This window comes from Vibrio sp. 1F263 (genome assembly GCF_041439035.1).
Taxonomy (GTDB): Bacteria; Pseudomonadota; Gammaproteobacteria; order Enterobacterales; family Vibrionaceae; genus Vibrio; species Vibrio tasmaniensis_A.
On record NZ_JBGONI010000086.1, the window covers coordinates 1 to 4593 of the forward strand.

The 4593-nt window shown below is 44.5% G+C and carries 6 protein-coding genes and 2 pseudogenes; 4 read left to right on the top strand and 4 right to left on the bottom strand.

The genetic code is table 11. The features are described 5' to 3' along the window. A partial coding sequence (locus tag ACED25_RS22960; protein WP_371696215.1) for a transposase occupies positions 1-468 on the top strand: 468 nt, incomplete at its 5' end. Between the two features lie 222 nt (positions 469-690). Here ACED25_RS22960 and ACED25_RS22965 read toward each other — a convergent pair. Next, positions 691-1452 carry an IS5 family transposase gene (locus tag ACED25_RS22965; RefSeq protein ID WP_029223739.1) on the bottom strand — a complete coding sequence of 254 codons (762 nt, stop codon included), beginning with the start codon at positions 1450-1452 and terminating at the stop codon, positions 691-693. Positions 1453-1520: 68 nt separating this feature from the next. After that, positions 1521-1757, bottom strand: coding sequence for a hypothetical protein (locus tag ACED25_RS22970; RefSeq protein ID WP_017096422.1), 237 nt, complete (start codon positions 1755-1757; stop codon positions 1521-1523). Here ACED25_RS22970 and ACED25_RS22975 point away from each other — a divergent pair. Beyond that, positions 1756-1869: pseudogene (locus tag ACED25_RS22975) on the top strand (helix-turn-helix domain-containing protein); the annotation flags it as partial. The gene ACED25_RS22970 and the pseudogene ACED25_RS22975 sit on opposite strands and share 2 nt — an antisense overlap. Before the next feature lie 45 nt (positions 1870-1914). Here the strand turns inward: ACED25_RS22975 and ACED25_RS22980 are convergent. After that, positions 1915-2822, bottom strand: a pseudogene (locus ACED25_RS22980) (IS5 family transposase). Between the two features lie 340 nt (positions 2823-3162). Next, entirely contained in the window at positions 3163-3306 is a 144-nt protein-coding gene (locus ACED25_RS22985; protein WP_158008845.1) for a hypothetical protein, read from the bottom strand. 423 nt (positions 3307-3729) lie between these two features. Here ACED25_RS22985 and ACED25_RS22990 point away from each other — a divergent pair, with 423 nt between their 5' ends. Both ACED25_RS22990 and ACED25_RS22995 read left to right on the top strand, forming a co-directional pair. After that, positions 3730-4101, top strand: coding sequence for a hypothetical protein (locus tag ACED25_RS22990; protein WP_017097090.1), 372 nt, complete (start codon positions 3730-3732; stop codon positions 4099-4101). 304 nt (positions 4102-4405) lie between these two features. Continuing rightward, positions 4406-4593: type IV conjugative transfer system pilin TraA (locus tag ACED25_RS22995; protein ID WP_371696216.1), on the top strand; the 188-nt coding region annotated here is incomplete at its 3' end.

Genomic DNA, 4593 nt, shown 5'->3' on the forward strand with positions numbered 1-4593 from the left:
CAAAAACCTTGGGTCTCAAATAAAACCTTTTATCCAAACGCTGTCCATAAACCCAAATATCTTGGCCACTGCTTATTAGCAAAGAGATCACCGATATCTTGTGAAGCCTATGTTTATAAGGGATTAGAAAAAGGCAGAAAAGCCCAGCGCCATAGCAGAACCAGCCAAAAACACTCCGCTACACATCTCTATCAACGCAGTGCAAAGGAGCCGTGGCTACTCGCGACTAATGTCCCTAGACATATCTTAAATGAAGTACAAATTACCAGTCTGTACGCCAAGCGTATGCAGATAGAAGAGGCCTTCCGCGATCTAAAGAGTACCGCCTATGGAATCGCACTTCGTCACAACAGAACTCGTTGTACTAAGCGATTAGATATCCTGCTTCTTATTGCGTTGCTCGCTGAAATCTTGATGTGGTGGAATGGCCTCATTGCAGTACAAGCCAAATGGCATTTTGACTTCTAAGCCAACGGCATTAAACACCGCCGAGTTCTATCCATACCTCGTCTAGGGAGAGAGGTACGAAATCATCGGCGATATCAAATTAATGAATCCCAATATCAATGGGGAATGTTCGAATATCAAAGGCTCACACACAACGCAGGACTAGGGAAAATATGAGGGGATCCGTCAGCACCCAAGGTTGGGAATACTAGGGCGTGTTGATCTTTGCTGTACATTTCGCGTTCAACAATACATCGGTAGCCACATTAACATGAATGCCAGCGATAACATGTTGGCATAATTCCTTTCTAGCTTGTCATATCTACTTGAAATAGCTCGATAATGCTTAATTCTCCCAAAGGCATTTTCGACCAAGTGACGATACTTGTATAGACACCAATCCATACTGTCTTTGTCTATATCTTGTCCGTAATTGCGTTTAGCAATTACCGTTTCTCCGCCACGTTCCTTAACAAAAGTACGGAAAGGTTCGCTGTCATATCCTTTATCACAAACAATGGTATTAACTTCACCGAGTTGCTCAACTAAGCTTTCGGCATGCACTATATCGTGGCGTTGTCCCTCTGATAAATCAAAGCAAATCGGCAGGCCACCACTATCTACGGCTAAGTGAATTTTGGTTGAGTTGCCCCCGCGACTTTTTCCTATTTGCTCTGAACTTTCAGTAGCTGCACCTGTACTATGCTGATGTGCTCTAACTATAGAGCCATCAAGAAATACCCATTCAAAATCAGCCATGTTAGATAAGCTTTTGAAAAGATTATCTAAAATCCCTTTCTTCGACCAAAGATTAAATCGTCTGTAAACGGTACTCCACTCTCCGAACTCAGAGGGTAGATCTCGCCAAGGAATACCTGTTCTCATTCGATAAAGTATTCCTTCAAATGTCATTCGATGTTCAGTTTTATCGTAAATACGACCTGTACTTTTCATAACTTGGAGTAGCAGTTCCCAGCGAATATCAGTTAGCATTGTTCTTGGCATGGTATTGGTTATGGTTTTACTTTTGGCGAAGCAAATTATAACTCTTTACCATGCTGTTCAAAAAACACTCACGAAAGATCAACACGCCCTAGTTTCTCTAATCTAGTGGGTCGCAGTTTAGAACCATCGGAATTACATGCTTCTTCGTCGATCAAAGTTGGGTAATAATCTTTTTCACCTTCCATCGGCTTTGTTGCGCCCGATTTCAGATAATAAGTGCGACATTCATGGAAAGGTGTAGAAGAGGAAGCCAACTGCTGAAAGTGGTACGCTCTTCTCGCCAAAGAAACAAGCAGTACTACCATGAACTATCAGCAGTTGACCGAAGGCAGAAGATACCAGATTCCTGCCCTTTTGGAACGGGGGATTTCAGTTTCTGAAATTGCTAAAACCGTTCAGTGCCATCGCGGCGTTGTTGATCAAATCAGCTTGGAGGTCAACGACGCCATATTTGACTCACCGTTAGCTTCGAACAGGCATGCCTAGTCCTATGACTTTGTTTATAGCTTTGACATTCGCCATGATTTCACCCACTTGAGCGTTGTAACATCTCAAGCTCAATGTACCGCTGGTTAGTCCTTTATATCGAGACATTGCGGTCTCAGATATTGAGCGATAGTGATAACCAGATTCGGATTTCCACTCCGCTATTGTTCCGTTTTTCAGAGCCTCTACAGCTTCATTTCTGGGATACCCATCTTCCCAAAACGCTACATTCTTTCGAGGTGGTATCAACGGAGTACAACCTTTATTCTTCAGAGTATTGTGGCAACTTTTTGTGTCATATGCTCCATCGGCAGAGACAGCATCGATCTTTCTACGTAAAGGGTTGAGTAACGTTGGCAGCACTTCGCTATCACCAACATTTACCAGACTGACCTCGGCACTAATGGCTTCATGGGTATCTACATCAACGGCTAAGTGCAGCTTGCGCCATGTTCTACGTTTTTCGGCACCGTGCTTCTTGACCTTCCACTCACCCTCGCCAAAGACTTTGAGACCAGTCGAGTCAATGGCTATATGACGAATAGCCCCTTTAGATTTATTACGGTATTTCACCTGGACTGTCTTCGACCGTTTACTGATACAGATGTAGTCTGGGGACGTCAGTGGAACATCCAATAACTCAAAGATAGAGTCGATAAAACCTTGAAGAGCACGCAATGGTAATGAGAATACTCCTTTATTCATCAAGGCAGTTTCAATCGCTGCATCAAAGTACTGAAAGCCTCTACCACGCTTACCATGATGGGTTTGCATCGCCATGCATCTACGGCTGTATCATCTATCCAGAACGTAACCGAGCCCCGTTTGCACAAAAACTTATTGTACTCCGCCCAGTTAGTTATCTTCTTTTTCGCCTTACCCATGTTGTCACCGCTCTAACCATCATAAAGTATCAGATCGCAGGACTCGAAAAAGGTTCAACTGATTTAGGCAACAACGCCCATAAACAGTTCAAACTCGCGCCGGTACAAACGCCTTTTCCGCCATTGAACTTAATAGTGTCAGCATCTTCGGTGATGTTCTGGCTTTGATGGTTCTATTGCCTTTAACTATTTCCGTGTGTCACCACCAATTTCAGGGATTCGATTTTCTAGCACTTTGATTGCTGAGTGAGGCATTCACGTTTGTCTGCTTGGTCTGTCTTACGTTCAAAGTTACTTCCTTGGTCGACTAATTGACACACACCTTGGCTCATTTGTGGCATTACTTAAAGTGGTCAACCAAGGCCCACAAAACCGTTCCCGCCTTGCGCATCAGAGCATGTACGTCAGAAAACCCTTTTAGCCCCATTCTTTCACGATAGGTTGAAAACCAAGTCCATTGTGCGTTGCTGATGTTTTTAAACATTGTCCTCCCCATTCATGTTGATTCATACTGACTACGTTGATATCGCAGTCTTTGAGATCAAAGTCGAGAAACACATTCGTCGGCTTATTATTCCATCTGCATACCAACACCCGCATCACCGTAAGAGTGGCTGCCTTCACTATTGCAAAAAGCGCCGCAGATGGGCGCAGGCCTGCGTAATATGCCTAAAAAGTTCAGGAGCCTTATCTGGGGCGACGTCCAAGGCTGTTTTTCTACTCAATTAAGCACGCTGGTTGAGTGGTAAAACAGAATTACTTGGGAATACCAGACACCACATCCTTTGGGTGTGCGTATTCTACTACAAGAATGCACAAGCCAGTTTGTAGCACGGCTCTTGAGAGAGAGCCCATTGTTTTGCTCTTTTAAAAGAGCAAAACAATGTCCTTAAAAGGAGTTTGAATAATGCAAATCGTATACGGATATTGTCATGAAGATGATGCGGTGAGTTTATTAGGCCGCTTTGTTGAACAAGGGGATTTTGTCAGCTTCAAAGAACTGGGCTCGGTCGGGCGTGAATACATGGCATTTGCTGCTTTGTTGCCTTTTACTGACCGCCTCCCCTTTCCTTTCTATTGGAAGGGCGTTCATTTCGTTTCGGTTCAAAAACAAACCCAATCAGTCCGTCATCTCACGCCTCCACCATCAAAGAATGCTCGCAAAAAACATTATCGTAAACTCAAAAACACCCTTATGACCCCTCAAAATTGGAAACAACACGTCAGTCGCAATCGCGGTTTGAAGTCTGTAAACGCTTCCTTGTTGCCTTTAATGTAATCAGGAAGAAATGGGGCTCAACGGTAACATGTGAGCCGTAATCGTGGTTTAAAGTACGCGAAATCTTGTCTGTTTTCTTTATGATGCGTGCCTATGTTGATTTTAACCTCTCTCCCCACGCTCCCTTTCATTGGCACGTTGCCCGGTGTCCAAGATCATTAGACCACTACAACTACACGGTCTACCTAGGACAACATAAGCATTCCTCCCTGCCTATCAGGCAAGGAGGTGGTAGGGAGCACTCCCTTTTCCTCCATCATGACCACGCACATGATAATTTTATCACTCAATAAGGATACTTATTATGAAAAAACGCACCCAGCGCACCCTCCTTGTCGGGCTTGGCGTTGCTGTCTCGACACTTCTTATCACTCAGCCCGCTCTGGCTGCCGATATCTTCGCGTCAGGTAAACAAGCCATGAAAGACTCGGCGGGCAAAGGCTCTGCGGTTGAAACCGCGATGCTGGGGACTGGGCTTGCGGGGGCGGTCGT

Coding starts and splice junctions, on each gene's coding strand:
- ACED25_RS22965 (WP_029223739.1), bottom strand. CDS start 1,452: ATGCCAAGAACAATGCTAACTGATATTCGCTGGGAACTGCTACTCCAA.
- ACED25_RS22970 (WP_017096422.1), bottom strand. CDS start 1,757: ATGGTAGTACTGCTTGTTTCTTTGGCGAGAAGAGCGTACCACTTTCAG.
- ACED25_RS22985 (WP_158008845.1), bottom strand. CDS start 3,306: ATGTTTAAAAACATCAGCAACGCACAATGGACTTGGTTTTCAACCTAT.
- ACED25_RS22990 (WP_017097090.1), top strand. CDS start 3,730: ATGCAAATCGTATACGGATATTGTCATGAAGATGATGCGGTGAGTTTA.